Annotated in this window: 23 protein-coding genes; 15 read left to right on the forward strand and 8 right to left on the reverse strand. The window is 64.5% G+C overall.

Annotated features, from left to right (window positions below):
- The first annotated feature begins 127 nt into the window (after window positions 1-127).
- Window positions 128-1,618 carry an MDR family MFS transporter gene (locus CCK88_RS01445; RefSeq protein ID WP_086468771.1) on the forward strand — a complete coding sequence of 497 codons (1,491 nt, stop codon included), beginning with the start codon at window positions 128-130 and terminating at the stop codon, window positions 1,616-1,618.
- A 32-nt stretch (window positions 1,619-1,650) separates the two neighbouring features.
- Here CCK88_RS01445 and moaB read toward each other — a convergent pair whose 3' ends face one another.
- From moaB to CCK88_RS01460, 3 genes are all read right to left on the reverse strand, one after another.
- Entirely contained in the window at window positions 1,651-2,187 is a 537-nt protein-coding gene (moaB, locus tag CCK88_RS01450; RefSeq protein ID WP_086468772.1) for a molybdenum cofactor biosynthesis protein B, read from the reverse strand.
- Window positions 2,165-3,490, reverse strand: a complete 1,326-nt coding sequence (locus tag CCK88_RS01455; RefSeq protein WP_086468773.1) for an MFS transporter — start codon at window positions 3,488-3,490, stop codon at window positions 2,165-2,167. Before CCK88_RS01455 ends, moaB begins: the two co-directional genes overlap by 23 nt.
- 105 nt (window positions 3,491-3,595) lie before the next feature.
- Window positions 3,596-4,408, reverse strand: a complete 813-nt coding sequence (locus tag CCK88_RS01460; protein ID WP_086468774.1) for a uracil-DNA glycosylase — start codon at window positions 4,406-4,408, stop codon at window positions 3,596-3,598.
- Window positions 4,409-4,484: 76 nt separating this feature from the next.
- Here CCK88_RS01460 and CCK88_RS01465 point away from each other — a divergent pair, with 76 nt between their 5' ends.
- The 3 genes from CCK88_RS01465 (at window position 4,485) to CCK88_RS01475 (ending at window position 8,850) form a co-directional block, all read left to right on the forward strand.
- Window positions 4,485-6,131: an electron transfer flavoprotein-ubiquinone oxidoreductase gene (locus CCK88_RS01465; RefSeq protein WP_086468775.1), complete on the forward strand. Its 1,647-nt coding sequence runs from the start codon at window positions 4,485-4,487 to the stop codon at window positions 6,129-6,131.
- 97 nt (window positions 6,132-6,228) lie between these two features.
- Entirely contained in the window at window positions 6,229-7,962 is a 1,734-nt protein-coding gene (locus tag CCK88_RS01470; RefSeq protein WP_086468776.1) for a tetratricopeptide repeat protein, read from the forward strand.
- A gap of 6 nt (window positions 7,963-7,968) precedes the next feature.
- Window positions 7,969-8,850, forward strand: coding sequence for a 4-(cytidine 5'-diphospho)-2-C-methyl-D-erythritol kinase (locus CCK88_RS01475; protein ID WP_086468777.1), 882 nt, complete (start codon window positions 7,969-7,971; stop codon window positions 8,848-8,850).
- 66 nt (window positions 8,851-8,916) lie between these two features.
- Here CCK88_RS01475 and CCK88_RS01480 read toward each other — a convergent pair whose 3' ends face one another.
- Window positions 8,917-9,894, reverse strand: coding sequence for a polyprenyl synthetase family protein (locus CCK88_RS01480; protein WP_086470756.1), 978 nt, complete (start codon window positions 9,892-9,894; stop codon window positions 8,917-8,919).
- A gap of 249 nt (window positions 9,895-10,143) precedes the next feature.
- On the opposite strand from CCK88_RS01480, the gene CCK88_RS01485 reads away from it, so the two are divergent.
- Genes CCK88_RS01485 through CCK88_RS01500 form a run of 4 tightly spaced genes read left to right on the forward strand, consistent with a single transcriptional unit; the run spans window position 10,144 to window position 12,920 of the window.
- Window positions 10,144-10,809 carry a tRNA1(Val) (adenine(37)-N6)-methyltransferase gene (locus CCK88_RS01485; protein ID WP_170926311.1) on the forward strand — a complete coding sequence of 222 codons (666 nt, stop codon included), beginning with the start codon at window positions 10,144-10,146 and terminating at the stop codon, window positions 10,807-10,809.
- 47 nt (window positions 10,810-10,856) lie between these two features.
- Window positions 10,857-11,696 (forward strand): S49 family peptidase, encoded by an 840-nt coding sequence (locus CCK88_RS01490; protein WP_086468779.1) that lies wholly within the window; start codon window positions 10,857-10,859, stop codon window positions 11,694-11,696.
- A gap of 11 nt (window positions 11,697-11,707) precedes the next feature.
- Window positions 11,708-11,941, forward strand: coding sequence for a hypothetical protein (locus tag CCK88_RS01495; protein WP_086468780.1), 234 nt, complete (start codon window positions 11,708-11,710; stop codon window positions 11,939-11,941).
- A 55-nt stretch (window positions 11,942-11,996) separates the two neighbouring features.
- On the forward strand, window positions 11,997-12,920 hold the full coding sequence (locus tag CCK88_RS01500; protein WP_086468781.1) for a glycine--tRNA ligase subunit alpha: 924 nt from the start codon (window positions 11,997-11,999) through the stop codon (window positions 12,918-12,920).
- Window positions 12,921-13,013: 93 nt separating this feature from the next.
- Here CCK88_RS01500 and rnk read toward each other — a convergent pair whose 3' ends face one another.
- Complete coding sequence (gene rnk / locus CCK88_RS01505) at window positions 13,014-13,421, reverse strand: nucleoside diphosphate kinase regulator (RefSeq protein WP_086468782.1); 408 nt, start codon at window positions 13,419-13,421, stop codon at window positions 13,014-13,016.
- A 306-nt stretch (window positions 13,422-13,727) separates the two neighbouring features.
- Between rnk and CCK88_RS01510 the strand changes: the two genes are divergently transcribed.
- The 5 genes from CCK88_RS01510 to CCK88_RS01530 all read left to right on the forward strand — a co-directional run bounded on the left by CCK88_RS01510 (window position 13,728) and on the right by CCK88_RS01530 (window position 19,729).
- Window positions 13,728-14,285 carry a LemA family protein gene (locus CCK88_RS01510; protein WP_086468783.1) on the forward strand — a complete coding sequence of 186 codons (558 nt, stop codon included), beginning with the start codon at window positions 13,728-13,730 and terminating at the stop codon, window positions 14,283-14,285.
- 5 nt (window positions 14,286-14,290) lie between these two features.
- Complete coding sequence (locus CCK88_RS18335) at window positions 14,291-16,204, forward strand: DUF2207 domain-containing protein (protein ID WP_086468784.1); 1,914 nt, start codon at window positions 14,291-14,293, stop codon at window positions 16,202-16,204.
- 1 nt (window position 16,205) lies between these two features.
- A complete protein-coding gene (locus tag CCK88_RS01520) occupies window positions 16,206-16,574 on the forward strand; it encodes a hypothetical protein (RefSeq protein WP_140048848.1) in 369 nt (122 codons plus the stop codon).
- Between the two features lie 77 nt (window positions 16,575-16,651).
- Complete coding sequence (gene glyS, locus CCK88_RS01525) at window positions 16,652-18,676, forward strand: glycine--tRNA ligase subunit beta (RefSeq protein WP_086468786.1); 2,025 nt, start codon at window positions 16,652-16,654, stop codon at window positions 18,674-18,676.
- A gap of 60 nt (window positions 18,677-18,736) precedes the next feature.
- Complete coding sequence (locus tag CCK88_RS01530; RefSeq protein ID WP_086468787.1) at window positions 18,737-19,729, forward strand: DUF808 domain-containing protein; 993 nt, start codon at window positions 18,737-18,739, stop codon at window positions 19,727-19,729.
- Here CCK88_RS01530 and rnhA read toward each other — a convergent pair.
- Genes rnhA through ispH form a run of 3 tightly spaced genes read right to left on the reverse strand, consistent with a single transcriptional unit; the run spans window position 19,713 to window position 21,671 of the window.
- On the reverse strand, window positions 19,713-20,183 hold the full coding sequence (gene rnhA, locus CCK88_RS01535; RefSeq protein ID WP_086468788.1) for a ribonuclease HI: 471 nt from the start codon (window positions 20,181-20,183) through the stop codon (window positions 19,713-19,715). The two genes, CCK88_RS01530 and rnhA, sit on opposite strands and share 17 nt — an antisense overlap.
- Complete coding sequence (locus CCK88_RS01540) at window positions 20,176-20,703, reverse strand: GNAT family N-acetyltransferase (protein ID WP_086468789.1); 528 nt, start codon at window positions 20,701-20,703, stop codon at window positions 20,176-20,178. Before CCK88_RS01540 ends, rnhA begins: the two co-directional genes overlap by 8 nt.
- A complete protein-coding gene (gene ispH / locus CCK88_RS01545; RefSeq protein WP_086468790.1) occupies window positions 20,700-21,671 on the reverse strand; it encodes a 4-hydroxy-3-methylbut-2-enyl diphosphate reductase in 972 nt (323 codons plus the stop codon). The genes CCK88_RS01540 and ispH overlap by 4 nt, the downstream gene beginning before the upstream one ends.
- Before the next feature lie 120 nt (window positions 21,672-21,791).
- On the opposite strand from ispH, the gene CCK88_RS01550 reads away from it, so the two are divergent.
- Together CCK88_RS01550 and CCK88_RS01555 are read left to right on the forward strand one after the other, a co-directional pair.
- On the forward strand, window positions 21,792-24,062 hold the full coding sequence (locus CCK88_RS01550; RefSeq protein WP_086468791.1) for a putative PEP-binding protein: 2,271 nt from the start codon (window positions 21,792-21,794) through the stop codon (window positions 24,060-24,062).
- Between the two features lie 83 nt (window positions 24,063-24,145).
- Window positions 24,146-24,697: a hypothetical protein gene (locus CCK88_RS01555; protein WP_140048849.1), complete on the forward strand. Its 552-nt coding sequence runs from the start codon at window positions 24,146-24,148 to the stop codon at window positions 24,695-24,697.
- The last annotated feature ends 100 nt before the right edge of the window (window positions 24,698-24,797 follow it).

Below are 24,797 nucleotides of genomic sequence, written 5' to 3' on the forward strand. Positions count from 1 at the left end.
AGGCCTCTTCGCTCCCGAACAGCGCATTCCTGACAGTCGCTGTCGCAGAATTTTATGATTGATCTGTCGAAATTCATGCGGCGGCCCCGTCGCATGGTGGAAACGATAATCTCGAAAGGGACACGAGATGACACTCGACGCCACTATGGATGCAGCGACGCCCGACGTCGCCGCGCATCATCCCGACAATGCCGCCCGCAATCGGCTGGTCATTGCCATTCTCCTGGTCTCGACCTTCGTGGTGTTTCTCAATGAAACCATCATGAGCGTGGCCATCCCCCATCTCATGACCGACCTGGGTGTCGAAGCAAGCGCGGCACAGTGGCTGACCACGGGGTTCCTCCTGACCATGGCGGTCGTGATCCCGATCACCGGCTTCCTGCTGCAGCGGCTCAACACGCGCCCGATCTTCCTGCTCGCGATCTCGGTTTTCTCGTTCGGCACGCTGATCTGCGCCGTGTCGCCCGGGCTCGAACTCCTGATTGGCGGTCGCGTGATCCAGGCCATTGGTACGGCGATCATGATTCCGTTGCTGATGACCACGGTCATGACCCTCGTGCCGCCCGAGGCGCGCGGCAAGACCATGGGCAACATCTCCATCGTCATGTCCGTCGCTCCGGCCATCGGACCGACCATCGGTGGGTTCATCCTGGCCCATTTCGACTGGCGGTTCATGTTCTACTTCACCCTGCCCATCGCGCTCGGCGCGCTTGTGCTCGGCGCCACCCGCATTCGCAACGTCTCGACGCCCCGATACGCACCGCTTGATTACCTGTCGGTCGTGCTCTCGGCCCTGGCATTCGGTGGTCTGGTCTATGGTCTCTCGAGCTTTGGCGAAAGCTTTGCGCATACCGGTGAACCCTCGGCCATTCCCCTGTGGGCGCCGATCGCCGTCGGCGTCGTCGCGATGGGCCTGTTCGTCTGGCGGCAGCTGGGCTTGCAGCGCGAAAACAAGGCGCTGCTCGACCTGCGCGTCTTCCAGTCGCGCAACTACACGGTATCGGTCAGCCTGATGCTGATCGCCATGATGGCCTTGTTCGGTACGGTTATCCTGCTGCCGATCTACACGCAGCGCGTAGTCGGTCTCGATACCTTGCAGACCGGTCTGCTGCTGCTGCCCGGCGGCCTGATCATGGGTCTCATGGGGCCGTTCGTCGGACGGCTGTTCGACCGGGTCGGTCCGACCATGCTGGCCGTGCCCGGCACCATCCTGGTTTCCGCCGTGCTCTGGGCACTTACGCTGGTGGGCCAGGACACCTCGCCCTGGGCACTCCTGGCCGGGCACGTCGTGCTGAGCATCGGCCTCGCGCTGATCTTCACGCCCGTCTTCACCTCGTCCATGGGGTCGGTGCGGATGGAGCTCTATTCGCACGCCTCGGCGGTGCTTGGCTCGATCCAGCAGCTGGCCGGTGCCGCGGGCATCGCGCTCTTCATCGCGCTGATGACCATCCGGACGGCGGCGCTGACCGCTGAAGGGGTGGACCCGGTCGAGGCGCTGGCGAGTGGCATCCGCGCCGCCTTCCTGGTCGGAGCGATCATCTCGCTCTTTGCCATCGTCGCGGCGGTCTTCATCCGCAAGCCCGAGGGCGGCATGCCGGGACACGGCGGCGGACACTGAATGCACAAACGGCGCCTACGGGCGCCGTTTTCTTATCGTTCGCTGAGGCGGGGCATCAGTTCGACGAAATTGCACGGCTTGTGCCGGTAGTCGAGCTGATGGGTCAGGATGCCTTCCCACGCATCGCGGCAAGCCCCGCGCGACCCTGGCAGGCAGAAGACGAAGGTGGTGCCGATCAACCCTGCGGTGGCACGGGATTGGAGCGACGAGGTCCCCACCGTGGTCGCCGAATACTGATGGAAGAGCACGGAAAAGCCTTCCATGCGCTTGTCGAACAGGGGTTCCACCGCTTCGGGCGTGACATCGCGGCCGGAAAATCCGGTACCACCCGTGGTGAGGATCACGTCGACGTCGGGATGGGCGACATAGGCCTGCACGGCGGCACGGATAAGCTGAACGTCGTCGCGTACCACCTGCCGCTCGAAGCAGGCATGGCCATCTGCTTCCAGCAGGGATTTGAGCAGCGCGCCGCCGGTGTCGGTCTCGAGCGTGCGGGTATCGGACACGGCAATGACGGCGATGGAGAGCGGCTTGAATGCGCGATCCTCAAACCGGCTTGTCTTGAACATCGTCGCGTCGCTCCACCGTTTCAATAAGCTCTTCGGGCACGGCGGCTTCGCGCTGCACCGGGACGTCGTCGTCATCGTTTTCCGTGCGCGGGTCAAGCACAAAGGTTTCAGGGGTAACCTGACGATCGCTCATGGGCTGGAACGGCGCGCGCTCCTCGGCCTCGACGCTCTTGCGCACCCGCATCCGCAGATAGGCTGCGCCGGCCAGCGCACCATGGAACGTCGCGGTGACGATGAAGAGGCCGACCGGGTGCCAGGCGCCCATGATGACCGATGCGACGGCAGGGCCGATGGCAAGGCCGATGCCGCAGATCATCAGCATGCCGCCTGCGATCTTGGCGAATTCCCCATCCTTGGCGAAGTCGTTCGCATGGGCCACGGCCACCGCGTAGATCGGGTTGGCCGCAAAGCCATAGGCTGCGAACAGCACATACATGCCCCAACCGGCGGTCGGGTTGATGATGACGATCAACGCGCCCACGACCGCCGCAAAGCCGGACAGGCCGATCATGACCAGGCGCCGGTCGATATGGTCGGAAAGCCGGCCGAACGGCACCTGCGCGACCGCGCCGAGGATGGCGGCGATGGCAAAGAGCAGGGCGATGCCGCCGGCATCGAGCCCCTGTTCATAGCCGTAGACCGGCGCCAGCGTGCCGAAGGCGCCGTTGGCCATGCCGACCGAGAACGAGGCGATCGCCGCGACCGGAGAGGTGCGATAGAGCAGCCCGATGTCGATCTTGGCCGATTGCAGCGGCTTGGGCTGCGGACTGGAGGTGAGCGCAGTAGGCAGCACGGCGCAGATAAAGCTGATCGCGCCCACGACGAAGGGAATGAAACCGGCCGTGCCGGTGACCGACATGGCGATCTGCCCGAGCGTCGAGGCGGCCATGTTGATGGTGACGTAGATCGAGAAGATCGTGCCGCGGCTCTTGTTGTCGGCGACTTCGTTGAGCCAGCTTTCCACGATCATCGCGGCACCGGCAAAGCAAAAGCCGCTGAGCGCGCGCAGCACGATCCAGCTCACGTCGTTGACCCACAGGAGGTTGAGCAGGATCGTGATGGTGCCGATCGCCGCCATTACCGAGAAGGCACGGATATGGCCGACCTTGCGCACGACCAGGGGCACGAACAGCGAGCCGGCGACGAAACCGATCGACCAGCCGGTGCCGATCAAACCCAGCGCGAGGAGGGAGAAACCTTCCTCCGCACCGCGAACGGAAAGGAGCAGACCCTGGAGGCCGCCGCCGAACATGAGCAGGGCGGAGCCGAGAAACAGGGCGTAGATCTTGATGACGGAAGCCATGACGCAATCGGCCTTCGTTGGTGGTCAGGATGGGCGCAAATCAGTCAACACGACCATAGCGCGTGAGGTTGCGCTGGCTAGGGGGAAAGCCGGGCGAATGTGTGATCAGCCAAGACCCATTTCGACCATCTTGCGCCGGAAGCCGAGCAGGTCGCGCCAGGCCTGCTGCTTGGCCGGCGGATTGCGCAGGAGATAGGCCGGATGCAGGGTTGGGAGGGCCGCGACCTCGTGCGAACCGATCGTCACATCCTGCCACTTGCCGCGCATCTTGATGATGCCGTTGGTGGTCTTGAACACCGTCTGCATGGCGGGGCCGCCCAGGGTCAGTACCAGTCGCGGCGCGACCAGCTCGACCTGGCGGTGGAGGAATGGCAGGCACAACTCCATTTCCTCCGGCGTCGGCGTGCGGTTTCCGGGCGGACGCCAGGGGACGGTGTTGACGATGTAGACGAGGTCGCGGTTGAGGCCGATGGTCGCCAGCATGCGATCGAGCAACTGGCCGGAGCGGCCGACGAAAGGCTTGCCCTGCCGGTCCTCCTCGGCTCCGGGCGCTTCGCCGATCAGCATGATCCTGGCCTCGGGATTGCCATCGGCAAACACCAGCTGGGTGGCGCGGAACTTGAGACCGCAGCCGTCATAGCCCTCGAGGATGGTGCGCAACTGATCGAGCGACTGCGCCGTTGCCGCGAGCGAACGGGCCGCGCCGGGATCGCCGCCGATCGGGCCGAGGGCAGGCGCCGGAACAGGGGCGGCTGCGGCCTGTGCCGCGGCGCGCGAAGGCATGGTCGGCGCGGAAGGTGGCTTTTGCGCGAAACGGTCCACCGGCTCGTCGACCACGGCCAGATCCACCCCGGCGGCCCGATACCAGTCGAGCACCGAGAGCAGTTCGGCATTGTTGAGGGGTCGATCTTGAGACATTGGCCACGTTATGTCACACCCCGTCCGAGGCGACCAGTCGCCAAACCCACGCCTCCGCCCCAAAGGTTCCCCATCCATGGCAGAAGCCGGAAATCGTGAAACGCTCGCCACCGACGTGTTGATCGTCGGCGCCGGTCCGTCGGGCCTGGCAGCGGCCATCCGCCTCAAGCAGCGCCATCCGGAATTGTCGGTGACGGTGGTGGAAAAGGCGGCGGAAGTCGGCGGTCATATCCTCTCCGGCGCCGTGATGGACCCGGTGGGGCTCGATGCGCTGATCCCGGACTGGCGGCTCAAGGGCGCTCCGGTTGGGCCGGATGTGACCAGGGACACCTATCACTACCTGACGGAACGGGGCGACTTCGCCCTGCCGCATGCGCTGGTGCCGCCGCAGATGAAGACCCCGGGCGCGGTGATCGTCAGTCTCGGCGACCTTGTGCGCTGGATGGGAGAACAGGCGGCCGAGCTGGGCGTCGACATTTTCCCGATGACGGCGGCGGTCGATGTACTGCGCAGCGGCAAGGGGCCGGTGCGCGGCATCATTACCGGCGATCTCGGTCGCGATCGCGACGGCAACCCCAAGCCCGGATTTGCCGAAGGCATTGCGCTTGAGGCCAAGTATACGCTGATCGCCGAGGGCGCGCGCGGTTCGCTGGCCCGGCAGATCATGGGTGACTTCAACCTCGAGCGGCAGCCGCAGAAATACGGTTTGGGCATCAAGGAAGTCTGGGAAGTGCCGGCGGGCCAGCACAATCCGGGGCAGGTCGATCACTATCTGGGGTTCCCGCTCGACAATGATACGGCCGGCGGCGGCTTCGTCTACCATGCCGCCGACCGCAAGCTCTATGTCGGGCTCGTCACCTATCTCGACTATCGTGATCCGACGCTCTCGCCCTTTGATGAATTCCAGCGCTTCAAGCTCCACCCCTCGGTGCGCAAGCAGCTCGAAGGGGGGACGCGGATCAGCTATGGCGCACGCGCCGTGACCGCGGGCGGCTGGCAGTCCGTCCCCACGCTCGCCTTTCCCGGTGGCGGCCTGATCGGCTGCGCGGCCGGCTTCATGAATGCCCCCCGGCTCAAGGCCATCCACAACGCCATCCTCTCGGGCATCGGGGCCGCCGATGCGGTGGGCGCGGTTCTGGCCAAGGGACGGCAGCACGACCTCATCGCCGACTTCGGTCCCTCGATCATGCGCACCGGCATCGCCCGCGAATTGCAGGGTGTGGCCAATGCCAAGCCGCTCTGGTCGAGGTTCGGAACGGTGGCGGGCTCGCTTCTGATCGGGGCCGAACTCTGGTGGCGCGCCATCTTCAAGCGCTCGCCGATCAACCTGCGGTTTCACCGGCACCAGGATCGCGAGCGGCTCAAGCCGATCAACGCCGTCACCCCGCGCACCTATGCCAAGCCGGACGGCAAGCTGACCTTCGACCGCACGTCCTCGGTGTTCCTGGCCAACCTCGCGCATGACGAGGACCAGCCGGTGCATCTGCGCCTCGCCGACCCGGCCGTGCCGATTCGCGAAAACCTGCCCCGGTTCGGTGAGCCTGCGCCGCTCTATTGCCCGGCCGGGGTGTATGAAGTTGCGCAAGAGGGTGGGGCGCCCGTCTTCCGGATCCACGCGGCCAATTGCGTGCACTGCAAGACCTGCGACATCAAGGATCCCGCGGGCAACATTACCTGGGTGCCACCCGAAGGCGGCAGTGGCCCCAATTACAGCGGAATGTGACCGTCTGCATAAAGCGCCACCCTTGCGGCGCAGTCGCAAAACGGACAATCTTTCCGCCCACACGCTGCCGGCGACGGCATAGGGAGAAATCAAGCACGTGACCCAGCTCTTCAATCGTACGGCGCGGCGCATTGCCATGGTCGCGCTGCTGGCCACGCTGACCACGCCTCTGGCTGCGCAGACCGGAGCCGGTCTGTCGATCCAGCAGACGGCGCAGGACATGCTGAAGCTCTTCAGACCCAGCGTCACCGGCGCCTATATGGCCGGTCAGCAAGCCCTCAAGGATCTGCGGACCGACGAAGCGGCGCGCTACTTCTCGGATGCCGCCCAGGCCGACTGGGATAATCCGATCCTGGTCGAACGCGCCTTCGTGGCCCTGGCGACCGACGGCCAGATCGGCAAGGCTGCGTCGACTGCACGGCGCATGCTGGAACTCGATGCGGGCAATGAACTGGCCGAGCTCGTGGTCGCCACGGAAGCTCTCAAGGAACGTCGCTACGGCGCCGCCATCCGCCAGCTCTCGACTATTTCTCAAGACAGTTTCAGTGGCATCACCGCGGGCATCCTGCGCGGTTGGGCCCTGGTCGGCGACAACCGGGGCGACGAAGCCCAGGCCCTGATGGTCGAACTCGGCGCCAACGGGCTGGAGCAGTTCCTCGTGTTCCATCGCGCCCTCATGGCCGAGGCATCCGGCGATACCGATCTGGCGCTCAAGCTGGCCGGCGAGGCCTTCGAGCGCGAGCCCTTCGTTGCGCGCATGGCGGAGGTCTATGCCCGCATGCTGGCAAACAAGGGCGACTTCGAGGCCGCTGGCGACGTGCTCGATGCCTTCGAAGCCGAAGGGGTCACCCATCCCATCATCGACGACGTGCGCGAAGCCATCGACGCCGGCCGCCGGCCGGGCGTCTTTGCCTCCAACGTGCAGGTCGGCGCAGCCGAAATGTTCCACGGCATTGGTGTCGCGCTCTCGCGCGACGGCAGCGCCGACCTGGCCCTCGTGTTCCTGCGCCTTGGCGTTTATCTCGACCCGGGTGCCGACGTCATTTCGCTCGCGCTGGGCCAGCTGCTCGACCAGGCGGGCCAGCACCAGACCGCCAACTCCATCTACGACGCCATCCCCAACACCTCGTCGCTTAAACCGATGGCCGTGGTGCGCGTGGCGCAGAACCTCGACGCGACAGGCGACCGGGCCGAAGCCATCCGCCGTCTCAAGAATATCGTCGCGACCCGCCCCGATGACCTCGATGCCGTGTCGGTGCTGGGTGACCTCTTGCGCTATGACGAGGACTATCTCGGCGCCGCAGATGCCTACGGCAAGGCGCTGGAGATCACAGGCGGCGAAGCGCCTTCCGACTGGCGATTCTATTACGTGCGCGGCATCGCCTATGAACGCGCCAAGGAATGGCCGAAAGCGGAGGCTGATTTCCTCGAGGCCCTCGAACTCAATCCCGACCAGCCGCAGGTGCTGAACTATCTCGGCTATAGCTGGATCGACCAGGACATGCATCTCGAGCGGGCGCTGGAGATGATCGAAAAGGCCGTCGAAGCGCAGCCACAGGACGGCTACATCGTCGATTCCCTGGGTTGGGCCTTCTACAAGCTCGACCGCATGGACGAGGCGGTGGAAACCCTGGAACGCGCCGTGATGCTGCTGCCGAACGATCCGGAGATCAACGATCACCTCGGCGACGCCTACTGGAAGGTCGGGCGCACGCTGGAAGCGCGCTTCCAGTGGAATATCGCCCGCTCGGTCGACAGCATCGGCAATGTCGCCGAGCGCGTGGCGCCGAAACTGGCCGATGGCCTGACGCCGGAAACCGAGACCGAATAGGCGCGCATGGCGGACGTCGTCTCGCAGGCAGCGCCGGCAAAGATCAACCTGGCGCTGCATGTGACGCGGCGGCGCGAGGACGGCTATCACGACCTCGAAAGCCTGATCGTCTTTGCCGATATCGGTGACGATCTCGATGCTGGCCTTGCCGAATGCGACAGTCTCACCATTGGGGGGCCGTTTGCCGAGGGTCTTGGCGCAGGGCCTACCAATCTGGTGATGCGTGCTGTCGCGGCATTTCGCGAGCGTTGGCCCGAAGTGTCGCCTCCGGGGCTGAAGCTGCATCTCGTCAAGAACCTGCCCGTTGCGTCCGGCATCGGCGGCGGCTCGGCCGATGCCGCAGCCGCTTTGCGCATCATGGCCGAACTTGCGGACGAGCCGGTACCGGTGTCCGATTTGCTGGATCTTGCCGCAGGGCTCGGCGCCGATGTGCCCGCCTGCTTGCTGTCGCGACCGCTGGTCGCGCGGGGCGTGGGTGAAATCCTGTCGCCGCTGCCCGATTTTCCGTCGCTCCATATCACGCTGATCAATCCGCGCGTACCTGTTTCGACGCCCGATGTCTTCCGTCGCCTGCGTGCCCATGACAACTATCCGCTGCCTGCATTGCCCGAGCCCCTGACGCGTCCGGTGCAATTGGGCATCTGGCTCAACGAAACCCGCAACGACCTGCAGCCGCCAGCCATCAAGCTGGTGCCCGAGATCGGCATTATTGTCGACGAACTGGCTGAAACGTCGGGTTGCATGCTGTCCCGCATGTCGGGGTCAGGCGCGACGGTGTTCGGACTGTTTGGATCGGCCGGCCAGGCCCACGACGCGGCCAGCCAGATGCGCAAGCTGCATCCCGACTATTGGGTTGGAACGGCACCCTTGCTGGGTGTTGAGGGGTAGCTGCCAACCGCCCCACCCAGCCTGCCCCTCAAGCAGGGGGACGCCGGGTGGCGTCTGTAAGTGAACTCAGCTTGCGCGGCTGACTGAGTGGACCACCACGTCGGCGAGGATCGATTTCATCTCGCTCTCGGGCAAGCTGGACAGGGCGTCGATCGCCGCGCGGGCGTGCGCCTGTGCCCGTTCGAGGGTTTTCTTCAGAGTCTCGTACCGGTTGAAGATCGCCACGACCTGATGGACTTCGAGGTCACTCGCCTCGGCATTGCCCAAGGCCGAGGCGATGATGGCGCGTTCGCTTTCCGTAGCCGACTGCAGCGCAAGGATTACCGGCAGGGTCATCTTGCCTTCGCGCAGGTCGTCGCCCACATTCTTGCCCAGCGTGCCCGACTGTCCGCCATAATCAAGCGCGTCGTCGACCAGCTGGAACGCATTCCCAAGCTCGAGGCCATAGAGCGCCAGGGCCTTGCGTCCGGCCTCGTCCGCGCCGCCCGACATGGCACCCACTTCGCAGGCGGCCTCGAAAAGCACGGCCGTCTTGGCGCGGATGACTTCGGCATAGTCGGCCGCGGTCGTATCGAGATCGCCGGTCTTGGCCAGCTGGAAGACCTCGCCTTCGGCCATCACGGCGGAAGCTGCGGACAGCACACCGAGGGCATCGACGTTGCGCGTCTCGACCATCATCATGAAGGCCTGGCCGAGCAGGAAATCGCCCACCAGGATCGAGGCCTTGTTGCCCCAGACCATGCGGGCCGCCGGCTTGCCGCGGCGCATGTCGCTTTCGTCCACGACATCGTCATGGAGCAGCGTTGCGTTGTGCATGAATTCGACGGCAGCCGCGAAGTTGGCGGCGCTGCCATTGCCCTTGCCGAAGAGGATTGCCGCCGCGACGGTCAGCATGGGCCGAAGGCGCTTGCCGCCACTGTCGATCAGGTAGCGGGCCAGTTCGGGCACCATGTCGACATGGCTCTGGGCGCGATCGAGGATCATCGCATTGACGCGCGCCATATCGTCCGCCGTGGCGGCCATAAGCCGTTCCACGGGGTTCATCGCAGGCGCTTCCTTGATCTGGGGCAGAACTGACACCGCCGTAACGTCCTTGTTGCCTTGCTGGCAAATCGGGTTGAGACCGTTGTGCAGTGCCATATATGGTCGCACAAAACCAGCCATCCGGGTGCGATGTCCCTAGACCAGCCAACCGAGTTTGTAAAACACCAAACCGTCACACGCGACGCCTTTTTGGGCGGTCGGCTCACTCTGTCGCAGCCGCGCCATGGCTTTCGGGCCGGGATAGACAGCGTGCTGCTCGGCGCAGCCGTGCCTGCCGGCAGCGAAAGCCTGCTCGATCTGGGTGCCGGCGTCGGAACCGCGGCACTGGTGTCGCTGGCCACAGGACGAGCCGCCAGGGCCGACCTCGTCGAGCGCGACCTGCCGACCGCCGAACTGGCGCGCGCCAATCTTGCCGCCAATGACCTGGCCGGGCGCGGTCGCGTGATCGCGGTCGATGTTGCCGCCAAAGCCGAACTGCGCCGCTCGGCCGGATTGCAGGACAATGCCTACGACATCGTGATTGCCAATCCGCCGTTCTTCGGGACGGGGCAGGGGACACTGGCCACGGATGCGTCGCGCGCGGACGCGCGGCATATGGACGAGCAGAGCCTTGATCTTTGGCTGCGGTGTACGGCGGGCAGCGCCAGGGCGAACGGCACAGCGATCGTGATCTATCCGGCGAGCGGCCTTGGGGCCTTGCTCGCGGCGTTCTCGGCCCGCTTCGGCGCCATGACGGTGCTGCCATTGGCGCCGCGCGAGGGCGCCGATGCCAGCCGCGTCCTGGTGCGTGGCACAAAAGGGTCGAAAGCCCCGCTGCGCCTTCTGCCGACGCGGGTGATGCATCTGGGCGAGGGCAATGCGTTCTCTCCGCAATTCGATGCGATTTTCCGCGGCGAGGCGGCGCTCGACTGGTAATCGCGCCGGCCGGTCCCTAAATGCTGGGTCAGATCACTGGAGGGGACATGTCCGACGCATCCACGAAGCGCAATTGGCTGAGCCGCATGATCCGCCGTCCCCCCACCATTCCGGTGGTCCGCCTTCATGGGGTCATTGCGGCGGAGCAACGGCCCGGACGACTGAATATCGCAACGGTGGCACCGCTTCTCGAGCGGGCCTTTGCGATGAAGTCGGCGCCTGCCGTCGCAGTGGTGATCAATTCGCCGGGCGGCTCCCCGGTGCAGAGCCGGCTGATCTCCAAGCGCATCCGCGATCTGGCGAACCAGCACGATAAGCCCGTGCTAGTTTTCGTGGAGGATGCGGCTGCCTCGGGTGGCTACTTCATCGCTGTGGCCGGCGACGAAATCTTCGTCGATCCGTCGTCCATCGTGGGATCGATTGGCGTCATCATGGCGACCTTCGGTTTCGTGGGCGCCATCGACAAGCTCGGCATCGAGCGGCGGGTCCATACGGCGGGCAGGAACAAGTCCACGCTTGATCCCTTCCTGCCCGAAAAGGCCGAGGATGTGGAGCGCATCAAGCGGTTCGAACTCGACATCCACCAAGTCTTCATCGACCACGTGAAGGCGGGGCGGCGAGGGCGCCTCAAGGCGGATGACGACACGCTGTTTACCGGAGAATGGTGGACCGGCATTCGGGGCGTGGAACTGGGGCTCGTCGATGCCATCGGCGATCTTCACGCCGTGATGCGCGAACGGTTCGGTCCCGAAGTCGTGCTGAAGGCGATTGCGCCCAAGCGCCCGTTCTTCGCATTGCCGCGGCTGGGATTTTCCGCGCAGGGCGTGGTAGAGGACGTTACCAACTCCTTCGAGGACCGCGCCTGGTGGGCGCGGCTGGGGCTCTAGGGTCGACGACAATGCTGCTGCGCATTCTGCTATTCGTGGGCCTTGCCGTACTGGTCTATCTCGGCGTTCGCCGGATCTGGAACGACTGGTCGGGCAAGTTCAATGCCGACGCCGAGGAGGCCAAGCGTCTGGCCCGCGAGCGCGACAAGCTCGAGCGGCAGCGGCCCGACGTCATCGACCTCAAGCGTGGCGACGACGGCACCTATCGGCCCAAGGACCGGGACGACGCCGACAAGCGGCATTGACCGTTTCGACCCGCCAAACTAGAGGTTTGTCCGGCTCTAGACCCAGGACTGCCCGATGAACGACCGCCCCGCCCATATGGACCCGAAGAACTCGTTTCAGGGCCTTATCCTGACGCTCCAGCAGTTCTGGGCCGAACAGGGTTGCGTCGTGCTGCAGCCCTACGACATGCAGATGGGCGCCGGCACGTTCCACACCGCCACAACGCTGCGCGCCCTGGGGCCGAAGCCCTGGAAGGCCGCCTATGTGCAGCCCTCGCGTCGCCCCAAGGACGGGCGCTATGGCGAGAACCCGAACCGTCTGCAGCACTATTATCAGTTCCAGGTGATCCTCAAGCCGTCGCCGGACAATATCCAGCAGCTCTATCTCGACTCGCTGGCGGCCATCGGCCTCGACCAGTCGGTGCACGATATCCGCTTCGTCGAGGACGACTGGGAAAGCCCGACGCTGGGCGCCTGGGGTCTGGGCTGGGAGTGCTGGTGCGACGGCATGGAAGTCAGCCAGTTCACCTATTTCCAGCAGGTGGCCGGCTTCGAATGCTCGCCCGTCCCCGGCGAAATCACCTACGGCCTCGAGCGCCTCGCCATGTATGTGCAGGGCGTCGAGAACGTCTACGATCTCAATTTCAACGGCCGCCAGGGCGATGACAAGGTCACCTATGGCGACGTGTTCCTTCAGAACGAACGGGAAAGCTCGAAGTACAATTTCGAAGCCGCCGACACCGACATGCTGTTCCGCCACTTCGAGGACGCGGAAAAGGAATGCCGGGCCATCCTCGCCAAGGGCGCCGAAGCCAACCGCCAGACCATGGCCATTCCGGCATACGAGCAGGTGGTCAAAGCCTCGCACAACTTCAACATGCTCGATGCCCGCGGCGTCATCTCGGTGACCGAACGCCAGAGCTACATCCTGCGCATCCGCGAACTCGCCAAGGCCTGCGGCGAGGCGTGGCTGCAGACATCAGGCGGCGGCGCCGACTAGGCGCCGACCTGCGCTGGGCGTCGGTTCTCCACCGAACCGCCCTCGGGTCTGACCTGAGGGATGCATCATCGCCAGAGCTATCACCCTTGAGAGTCAAGCCACCACGGGTGCGTCTACGCTGAGGATGGTCAGCTTGTGCCGCTTGTCGGCACGGTCGCGCCAGGTGATCGACTGGCCGGCCTTCAGACCGATCAGCGCGACGCCGACCGGCGTCATCACCGAAATGCGGCCCTCTTCGATGTCGGCATCGACCGGGTAGACCAGCGTCACGGTGGTCTCTGTCCCCGTATTGGTCTCGTACCTGACGCGCGAGCCCATGCGGACGACGCCCTCGGGCAACTTGTCGTCGCTGACGACCTTCGCCCGGTCGAGTTCGGTGAGCAGGACATCGGCAAGATCGGGCATGCGATCGAGGCCGGCTTCGGCGAGAGCGTAGAGCTTGGCGTGGTCGGATTTACCGAGGGTGAGGGCAGGGGTGAGGTCGCGCCTGATTTCAGTCATGTCTGGTCGTCCTTGAAAATGGCATGCGTTCGCGTCTCATCGCGCTCGCAAGGGAAACTGGGGAGTATGAACATCGTCCGCCGGAGGTCGAAAACGACCTGCCTTGAGCCCTAAACAGGCTCCGGCGTGAGCATGCCTAGGGCATCTATCCTTCGAGGATGATGGTGCAGCGATGGGCCGGGCGCGTGTTCATGCCTTAAAAGCTAGGGATTGCGACGCCGAAGTCAACCCCGGGCGCGGCGGCGCGATTGCAAAGCCCTGGCCGACCTGCCAGTCTCCGCCCGCAAACGCTTGAAGGAGCGCACTATGTTCGGCTGGATCGTCCTTGCCCTGGTCGTCGGCGTCGTCGGCTACGCCATCGTCATCTACAACGGCCTCGTGTCCAACCGGCAGATGGTCAAGGAAGGCTGGTCCGGGATCGACGTCCAGCTCAAGCGCCGTACGGATCTCATTCCCAACCTCATGGAAACGGTGAAGGGATATATGGCGCATGAACGCGAAACGCTCGACGCGGTCGTCAATGCGCGCGCCAAGGCGACCAGCGCCTCTGCCGCCGGCCCGGCGGCTCGTGCGCAGGCCGAAGGCGAATTGTCCGCTGCGCTCGGCCGCCTGATCGCAGTGGCCGAGGCCTATCCCGACCTCAAGGCCAATACGACCTTCCTCGAATTCCAGACCGCGTTGCAGGGCGTGGAAGACGAGATCCAGATGGCGCGGCGCTATTACAACGGCGCGGTGCGCAACCTGAACATCCAGGTCGAAAGCTTCCCCTCCAATCTCGTCGCCAACGCCTTCAAGTTTGAGCAGGCCGAGTATTTCGAGCTGGAGAATGAAGCCGAGCGCGCCGTTCCGCAGGTGAAATTCTGACAGCCATGCGCCTGGTTACCAATCTGCTCGCGGCCGCGGCGCTCTTTATGGCGCTCGCCGTGCCTGCCCTGGCACGCGAGGAATTTCGCAGCTACGCCTCCGAGATCGCCGTGCGCACCGACGGGTCGGTGGCGGTCACCGAGACCCTCGACGTCAATGTCGAAGGGATCGATATCCGGCGCGGCATCTACCGCGACATCCCGGTTACCATGCTCGGCGATGCGGGCAACAAGATCCGCATCGCCCTCGAGGTGACAGCCGTAACGCGCGACGGACAGCCCGAAGCGTTCCGGCTCGAACGCATGGGCGACTTCCATCGCATCTGGATCGGCAATCCCGATGCCCTGTTGAACAGGGGCGTCCATCGCTACCAGATCCGCTACGCCATGGAGCGCATGATCCGCCCCAGCGCTGATGGCGGCGACGAGCTCTATTGGAACGCCACGGGGAATTACTGGGATTTCCCGATACTGGCCGCGACTGCGCGGGTGATCCTGCCCAAGGGCGCGGTGATCAATAATCTGGCCGCCTATACCGGCGATGTCGGGTCACGCGAGAGCGCCGTTTCCATCACCCGTCAGACCGACAGTAGTGCGCTGTTCCGGTCGCAGCGCGAACTCGGTCCGGGCGAGGGCATGACGGTCGTCGTCTCGTTCCAGAAGGGCGTTGTCGCTTATCCCCAAGGCGCCGATGCGGTGCTCCAGGCGATTTCGGACCAGCGCGAGACCCTGCTGGCAGTCGGCTCGGTGGCCCTGTTGTTGCTCTACAATTTCACGGCCTGGCTGCGTGTGGGGCGCGATCCCCCGAAGGGCACAATCATTCCGCTATTCCATCCGCCCAAGGGGTTTTCCCCGGCACTCACCCATTATGTGAGCCGGTGGGGCTTCGCCAATTCGGGCTGGACGGCGATGACTGCGGCCATTTTCAGCCTGGGGGCCAAGGGCCTCGTCACGATCGACAATAAGGCCAAGACGCTGGCGGTCATTGTCACCGGCAAGGAGCCGGATGAAAAACTGCCGGTGGGTGAACAGGTGCTGTTCGACTATTTCAGCAGCCGGCGCACCGTCACCTTCGACAAGAGCAACGGCAAGGATCTGGGAACCAAGCGGGGCGAATTCACGGCCGCCATCGAGCGCGAGAACCGAAAGGTCTGGTTCAACAACAATTTTGGCTTCGCCGTTTTCAGTTTCGTGCTGGCCGCACTGATGATGGGCGCCATGGTGTGGTTCGACGTCCTCGAGCCCGGCTGGCTGATCGCTGCGCTTTTTGGCGGGGTGTTCGCCGGGATCCTCGGGTCCGCCATTTTCGGCATGGTGAAGTCGGGCCATTGGGTGCAGAAGCTTTTCGCTATCGCCTGGCTGGGCGTTTTCGGTTTCAACTTCCTGGGCGGCGCCCTCGATATTTTCACCGGCTTCACGATCAATAACGCCGCCATAGCGGCAGGCTCTCTGGTGCTGATCAGCGTGGTTTTCGCGGTCCTGATGCGCGCCCCGACGGTGCAGGGGCGCAAGGTCATGGACGAGATCGAAGGGTTCAAGCTCTACCTCGAGACGGCCGAGAAGAACCGGCTCAACATCAACGACGAGCCGCCGCTGACGGTGGACCGTTTCGAGCGCATCCTGCCCTATGCCATCGCCCTGGGCGTGGAAAAACCGTGGTCCGAGCACTTCGATGCCGAACTCAAGCGCAACGCGGTCAGCGACGCGCCCCAAAGCTACAGTCCAAGCTATTACTTCGGCCGCAATGGCTTCTCGCCCGGCTCGATTGCCAGCTCGATCTCCACGGCCTCCGCAGGGATGGCGGCGGCAATGATCGCGGCACAACCCGTGCAGGCCTCGTCGTCGGGCATTTCGAGCGGCGGTGGCGGTGGCGGCTTCTCCGGCGGTGGCGGGGGCGGCGGTGGGGGCGGCGGCTGGTAGCATGGACGAAGGCGTCTACGGCCAGGATATCGTCGCCCCGGCATGGGTTGCGCATGGTCTCGACTATGGCGACCGCGAGCGGGGAAGCAGCGGCGCCTTCGGCTATTTCTACAACTTCATCGACTATGGCTTTGTCGAAGGGGACGCCGAATATCGGGCGCGCCATTACCTCGATGAACAGGGCACGGCGCACTTCCTGCATCCGCCGGCTCAAGATGATTTCGCGCTGAGAGTGCTCGTCTTTCTTGCCATGCGCTTCGAGCGCCTCGTGTGGCTGGATTCCCAACTGGGCTATGTCAACATCCCCGATGCGGTGATGGCCGAGGTGGAGAAGCGAATGGACGCGCATATGGCGGCCCATTCAGGTTGAGACCTCCTGCCTAGCGCATGGACAAGCCGACGCCCCCGCGCTAATCACGCACACGCCTCAAAATCCGGTACTTTCACATGCCCGAACTTCTGCTCGAACTCTTCTCCGAGGAAATCCCCGCCCGTTTCCAGCGTCGTGCGGCCGAAGACCTCAAGAAGTCCGTCACCAATGCTCTGGTGGATGCAGGTCTGGTCTATGAAGGTGCCAAGGCTTTCGTGACCCCACGCCGTCTCGCCCTGTCGGTATCCGGCCTGCCGGTCCGCTCGCCAGACACGCGCGAGGAAAAAAAGGGCCCCAAGGTCGGGGCGCCGCAACCGGCCATCGACGGGTTCCTGCGGTCCGCCGGGCTGACTTCGCTCGATCAGGCCAAGATCGAAAGCGACCCCAAGAAGGGCGATTTCTACGTGGCGCAGATCGACAAGCCGGGCGCCGACGCGGTCGACCTGCTCTCGACCATCCTCCCCAAGGTGATGGGCGACTTCGGCTGGGCCAAGTCCATGCGCTGGGGTTCGGGCGGCTTCAATTGGGTCCGCCCCCTGCGCGCCATAACCGCGACCTTCGGCACCGAGAATGACGAGCCGGTGGTCGTGCCGTTTTCCATTGCGGGCCTCGCCTCCGGCCAGACCACGTTCGGCCACCGTTTCCTGTCGCCCGATGCGATCCGCGTGAAGCGCTTCGACGACTACCAGATGGCGCTCGAACGCGCCAAGGTCGTGCTCGATATCGATCGCCGCAAGGACATTATCCGCACCGATGCGGATAATCTGGCCTTCGCGCAGGGCCTGAGCGTGATCCACGACGAAGGCTTGCTCGAAGAAGTGGCCGGTCTCGTCGAGTGGCCCAATGTGATGATGGGCTCGTTCGATCCGGAGTTCCTCAAGCTGCCGGAGGAAGTCATCATCGCCACCATTCGCGCCAACCAGAAATGCTTCTGCCTGCGCGATGCATCCGGCAAGCTGGCCCCCAATTTCATCATCACCAGCAACACCATTCCTGTAGATGGCGGGGCCGTGGTCGTGGCCGGCAACGAACGCGTCATCCGCGCGCGGCTGTCCGATGCGGCCTTCTTTTACCAGGGCGACCTCGCCATTCCGCTCGAACACGGCCTGCCCAAGCTCGAGGACATGGTATTCCACGCCAAGCTGGGTTCGCAATTCTCCATGGTCGAACGCCTGGTCAATCTTGCCGCCGAAATCGCGCCCAAGGTCGGTGCCGATGTCGAGCAGACCAAGCGCGCCGCCATGCTGGCCAAGGCCGATCTCGTCACCGGCATGGTGGGTGAGTTCCCCGAGCTGCAGGGCCTGATGGGTCGCTACTACGCCACTGCGCAAAACGAGCCGGCGGCGATCGCCCATGCCCTCGAGATGCACTACAAGCCCGTTGGTCCCTCGGACCGCGTGCCGACCGAACCCGTGTCTATCGCCGTGGCGCTCGCGGACAAGCTCAATGTGCTCTCCGGCTTCTGGTCGATCGACGAGAAGCCGACCGGCTCGCGCGATCCCTTCGCGCTGCGGCGCGCTGCTCTCGGTGTCATCCGCATCATCACGGAAAACAACCTGAAGTTCCCGCTCGCGGTGGAGCCGGATCTGCTGGCTTTCTTCCATGACCGTCTCAAGGTGACGCTGCGCGATGCCGGCGCCCGCCATGACCTCGTGGATGCAGTGATTTCGTCTGACAGCAACGACATACTGCAGATCACCCAGCGTGCCGAAGCGCTCTCGACCCTCCTGGCAACCGACGACGGCGCGAACCTGCTTGCCGGTTACAAGCGCGCCGCCAATATCCTCGCGGCAGAGGAGAAAAAGGACGGCAAGTCCTATGCCGGGTCTGTCGATCAGGCAGCGCTGAGGCTGCCCGAGGAAGAAGCGCTGGCCTTTGCCGTCGATGGGGTCCACTCGGGCGTCGCCGCGCATGTAGCGCGGGACGACTACAAGGGGGCCATGACCGAACTGGCGACCCTGCGCGCCCCTGTGGATGCGTTTTTCACCGCGGTTCTCGTCAACGATGCCGATCCGGCGGTGCGCGCAAACCGCCTCAACCTTCTGGCACGCCTGCGCGACACCATGCACCTCGTGGCCGATTTCGGTAAGGTCGCGGGCTAAGGCGGGAACCGCGCGGGGTTCGCGCGGTTTTGCTCTGCACCACCTTTTCGGAAGCATGACATGGCTGTTGGACTGATCGCCCTTCTCGATGACGTCGTGAGCCTTGCCAAGGTCGCCGCGGCCTCGCTGGACGACATAGCCGGGCAGGCGGCCAAGGCGGGTGCCAAGGCTGCGGGTGCAGTCATCGACGACGCCGCGGTGACGCCCAGCTACGTCTCGGGCTTCAAGGCCGATCGCGAATTGCCCATGATCGCCCGTATCGCCTGGGGCTCGGTGCGCAACAAGCTGCTGTTCCTGCTGCCGGCGGCGCTATTGCTTTCGCTGTTCGCCTCCTGGCTGATCACGCCGCTGCTGATGATCGGCGGCGCCTATCTTTGCTACGAGGGGGCGGAAAAGGTGTTTCACCTTTTTGCCCCGCATCAGGCCGAGCATCACGAAGCAAGCATCGAGCACACCGCCATCTCCCCCGCTTCGCTGGAGGATCAGAAGGTCGCGGGCGCCATCAAGACCGATTTCATTCTCTCGGCCGAGATCATGACCATCATCCTGGCCGCCATCGAGGTTCCTGACTTCTGGACGCGCGCGGGCATCCTGGCGGTTGCGGGCGTCGGGATCACCATCGCCGTCTATGGGGCGGTTGCCCTGATCGTGAAGGCGGACGACATGGGCCTGTGGCTGGCCAAGAACGGCCGCACCGGCGCCGGTCGGGGATTTGGCCGTGGCGTGGTGCAGGCCATGCCGACCTTCATGCAGGGCCTGAGCCTTGTCGGCACAGCGGCGATGACCTGGGTCGGGGGAAGCATCATTGCCCACGGCCTCTACCAGTTCGGCGTGACCGGACCCGAGCATGTGATCGAAGCGGCTGCCCATTGGGCCGAGCACACCTTCCCGGCAATCGCGGGAATTGCCGGTTGGCTGGCCACGGCGCTGGTGGATTTCGTCATCGGCCTTGCGCTGGGCGCGTTGCTGATCCCAGTGGCCGGCTATGTCATCAGCCCGGCCTGGAAGGCGATCAAGGGCCTGTTGCCGAAGCGGGCTAAACCGGCGGCGTGAGTGGCACGGCGCGCTTCTGCTTGAACGGCGCCATGCCTTCACGGGCCAGTTCATCGGCGCGTTCGTTGAGTTCGTCCCCCGCGTGACCTTTGACCCAGTGCCAACTGATCTCGTGCCGCTTGGTGGCCTCGTCGAGCGCCTGCCAGAGTTCGACATTCTTGACCGGCTTCTTGTCGGCCGTGCGCCAGCCGTTGCGCTTCCAGCCATGGATCCAGCTCTGCACGCCATTCTTGACGTATTGGCTATCGGTGTGGAGGTCGACGGTACAGGGCCGGGTGAGGGCATTGAGCGCCTCGATGGCCGCGGTCAGCTCCATCTTGTTATTGGTGGTCAGCGCCTCGCCGCCCTTCAATTCCTTGCGGTGCGGGCCGAACTGCAGGATCGCGCCCCAGCCACCAGGGCCTGGATTGCCCGAACAGGCGCCGTCGGTATGGATGATGACAGGTTCAGCCAATGCTTGGTCGCCTCAGGATATGAAACTGGCAGGTCAGGCCACCGGGCTCCACCTCGACATGGGTTGGCTCCATGCCGATCTTGCGCAGGACGGCAAGAGATGGCGCATTGCACGTGTCGGCAAAGCCGATGAAGTGCGTGCTGGTGGTTTCGCGGAAATACCAGTCCCGGAGGCCGGCTGCCGCTTCCTTGGCAAAGCCCTGGCCGTGATGCTCTTCAAAGAGCGCATAGCCGATTTCGGGCTCGCCGGTGGGGCCATAGATGCCGAAGCCGGCGCGGCCGATGAAGACGCCGTCGCTCTTGCGCGTGAGGCGCAGCTTGCCCAGTTGCCGTGTTTCGAAGAGCTCGATCCAGCCGCGCAGCGCCGTCTCGGCCTTTTCGCGCGTCCAGGGCTCGCCGCTCGAAGACAGGTAGCGGGCGACATTGGCAGTGCCATGGAGCGCGACGAGGTCATCGATTTGGTCGAGCCGCCAGCCGGAAAGAACCAGCCGGTCGGTCTCGAACAGGGCGAGATCGCTCATCGGCCGGAGGCCACTTCCAGGTTGCGCAGCACCTTGGGGATGTTGAAGGCGATGTTCTCTTCGGCCGTGGTCTTGGTCTCGACGGAAACCTCGTAGCGCGCGGCAAAGGCGTCGATGACTTCCTCGACGAGGCTTTCGGGAGCCGAGGCGCCAGCGCTGACGCCCAGCGATGTCAGGTTGCCATAGAGCGACCAGTCGATCTCGCTGGCGCGGTCGACCAGAGTAGCGACCTTGCATCCCGAGCGAAGCGCGACTTCCACCAGCCGCTGCGAATTGGACGAATGCGGCGAGCCGACCACGATCATCGCATCGACGAGCGGCGCCACGGCCTTGATCGATTCCTGACGGTTCGTGGTGGCGTAGCAGATGTCTTCCTTGTGCGGCCCGTTGATGGCCGGGAAGCGCGCGCGCAGCGCCGCCACGATTTCGCGCGTGTCATCGACGCTGAGCGTGGTCTGCGTGACAAAGGCCAAGGTCTGCGGGTCGCGGGGCGTAAAGGCGTTGGCGTCGTCCACCGTTTCGATCAGGGTAACGGCGCCGGCAGGCAGCTGGCCCATCGTGCCGACCACCTCGGGGTGACCCGCATGGCCGATCAGCACGATCTCGTGGCCTTCCTCGAAATGCCTCGTGGCCTCGACATGCACCTTGCTGACCAGCGGGCAGGTGGCGTCGAGGAAAAACATGTTGCGCGAGCGGGCATCGGCCGGCACGCTCTTGGGCACGCCATGCGCCGAGAACACGACGGGCGCCTCGGTCTCGGGGATCTCGTCGAGTTCTTCGACAAATACCGCGCCCTTGGCCTTGAGGCCTTCCACCACGTATTTGTTGTGCACGATGGCGTGGCGGACATAGACCGGCGCGCCATATTTCTGGAGCGCCAGCTCCACGATCTGGATCGCGCGGTCGACGCCAGCGCAGAATCCACGTGGTGCGCAGAGCAGAATGTCTAGGTGCGGCCTTTTTTCCATGTCAGATCAGATGCTTTCAGTGCCTTCGCAAGTCAAGTGCTGTTGCAGCAAGGGCAGGGCATGGGCAATATGCACCAAGGTGTGTGACCGGGACGGTTTCAGGTGAGTTTGGCGCAGGAAATGTTTGCGATTGCCCCGGCGATGGGGAAGGCGAACCTCAGCGCTGGTCAATTGAAATTGCTCACCGGCAAGGCTCGCTGGATCTTCCGCGTCGGCGAGGCCGGCTTTCCCACCGTTCCAACCATTGCCATCACGCGCGCCGCCTGGGACGAACTTCAGGCCGAGCGGACGCGCAAAGATACGCGCCTGCGCACCCATTGGGTCGCCTGTCTCTTCAAGCTGGTCTCCAGGGATGGGTCGCCGCCGCAACTGGTGGTGCGAACGTCGGCCAGCAGTCACAATGGTGGACTTGCGCCGGCAAAGCTCGGCATTGCGGCCCCCGCCGCGCCTGAGGATGCGGTCGACCCTACGCGCCCACTGGCGAAGGCCATCAAGCAGGCCTTCGAAAGTTATGGCTTTTCCGGCCGCACCTGGACAGGTCAGCGTCAGGACGACGACCGCGGACGCCAGATCGTGCTGGTACAGGCCCTTGCGAGCGGTGACGTCGAACAATTCCTCACGCGCAATGCCACGTCGGGCGTACTCGGACCGGCCCCCCTCGGCGGTAGTCCGCTGCCGCGCCTCCCGGCCGGCGTGGTGTCTCTGATCGACCTGCTCGACGCCAAGGCTGGCCGGCACATGGCGTGCCTCGTCGCTATCGACCGGGGCCAGGTGACATTCGTCTCCGCGCGTCCGGTACAGGCGAGCGCCGGCGCCGAATTGACCGCCGCGGTCGATCGCGTCGAGCGCAAGGTCTGGACGCCACAAGGCGCAGTGAGCCGCGTCGATGCCAATCGCCTCGCACTCATGCTGCATCCGCGGCTCAAGTCGGCCGACGAGGTGACCCCGATAGCCATGGGCCTCGGGGTTTCGCCAGGCGCGGCCAGCGGCATCATCACGTTTAACCCCGACGATGCAGCCAGGCTCAGGGCAAGAGGCAAGCACTGCATCCTCGTCGTCAACGAAACCGGCCCAGCCGATATCGAGGGCATGAAGGCCGCTACCGGCATCCTCACCGCGCGCGGCGGCATGTCGAGCCATGCGGGCGTGATCGCGCGCATCACCGGCAAGCCCTGCGTGGCAGGTGTGCGCAGCCTCAGCGTCGATACCAGCGAAATGGTCTGCCGCATCGGCGAGCGGGAATTCAGGGCCGGCGACCGTCTCACCATCGATGGCACTGACGGTGCTGTCTACCTCGGGACCCTGCCTTTGGCGCAGCCGCAGATCGGTGGCGCCATCAGCAAGCTGCTCGGCTGGTCCGATGCGAGCCGAACCATCGCGGTGCGCACCAATGCCGAGACTGTGGAATCAGCGCAGACGGCCCTGAGCTTCGGGGCCGAGGGCATCGGGCTGGCGCGGTCCGAGCACATGTTCTTTTCGCCCGAGCGCATGGTGGCGCTGCGGCGCATGATCCTCTCGGAAGACGAGGATGCCCGCGCCCGGGCTCTGGCGGGTCTGGTGGATTTTCAAACCGGGGATTACTCGGCACTCTTTTCGGCCATGCGCGGATTACCGGTGACGGTGCGCCTTTTTGATCCGCCGCTGCATGAATTCCTGCCGCGCACGGATGAGGAGGTCGAAGAAACGGCCTTATCGCTCGGCGTCGCGGTGCGGGCGCTGCGCCTGCGCCTCGAACGCATTGCCGAGATCAACCCCATGCTCGGGCATCGCGGCGTGCGGCTGGCCATCACCTATCCCGAAATCCTGCAGATGCAGATGCAGGCTGTGCTGGCAGGCGCGCGCGCCGCCAGCGAACGCCAGGCCGATCCCGTCACCGTAGAGGTGATGGTGCCTTTCGTGTCCACGGCCACCGAAGTCTCCTGGATCCGGGAACGCGCCATGGCCATGCTCGACAATTCCGGGCTGACCCGGTCGGATCGCGTGCGGTTTTCATTCGGCACGATGATCGAGCTGCCGCGCGCCTGCCTCCGGGCCGGCGACATCGCGGGGATGGTCGACTTTATCTCCTTCGGTACCAACGATCTTACCCAGACGACGTTCGGCATCTCGCGCGACGATGCCCCGGCCTTCCTTGCGGCCTATCAGCGCAAGGGCGTCTATGAGCGTGACCCCTTCGTCACCATCGACGAAAAGGGAGTGGGTGAAATGATCGCCATTGCCATTGCGCGCGGCAAGGCAGCCAATCCTCGCTTGAAGATCGGCATCTGCGGCGAGCATGCAGGGGATCCGGCGTCGCTGCAGTTTTTTGCGGGCCTTGGCGTCGACTATGTCAGTTGCTCACCCTATCGTGTTCCGGTTGCCCGGCTGACCTTGGCACAGGCATCGGCTTAAATAGCTGCCGCTGCATACCTATATGCGGTGGGTAAAGCACAGTGCGCCCGAAACGGGCCGATATGGGAAGGGGCATCTGGTTCGTGAAAAGAGCAGTTTTCGCCGTGTGTATTCCGCTGCTGATGGCTCCGGTTCTGCCGGTCGCAGCACAGACCGGTGCCCAGTGCGCCGCGATCGGAGACGATGGTGAGCGCCTTGCGTGCTACGACACTCTGTTCAGAACGGCTGCCGGCGCTGCGCCGCTTGCCAGCGTCACGCTCGAATCCGAACAGCTGATCCCGGCGCGACCCACCGGACGCGCACCAGCCACGATCACCGTTTCGTGCGAGGCCGAAGGGCTGAAGGTGACGTTCGGGTTCGCCGGAAACACCATGTCGTCGATCGGTCGCGATGTGGGCCTGACCCTACAGAACGACCTTGCCCGTGCGCGATCGTCCACGCTGCCGGTCAATGCCGAGAACACTGCCGTTCTGATCAACAATACCGCGGATACCATCAGTTTCCTCGATAGTCTCGAGGGCACGACCAACCTTACTGTCCGCGTGACGCCTGTCAGTACCCGATCCTTGTCGGTCCGTTTCCGCGTCGATGCGTTTCCCGCCGAAGTCGCGCCTGTGGTTGCAGCCTGCGAGTAGGCGCAGCTTTCCCGCCAATTTGTCGCACGCATGGGCGCCTCTTGCCTCATGCTGGCCACATCGACGCCGCGTGCACGCCGCGAATGCCATTTACCCCGCG

It is taken from the genome of Devosia lucknowensis (genome assembly GCF_900177655.1).
Lineage (GTDB): Bacteria > Pseudomonadota > Alphaproteobacteria > Rhizobiales > Devosiaceae > Devosia > Devosia lucknowensis.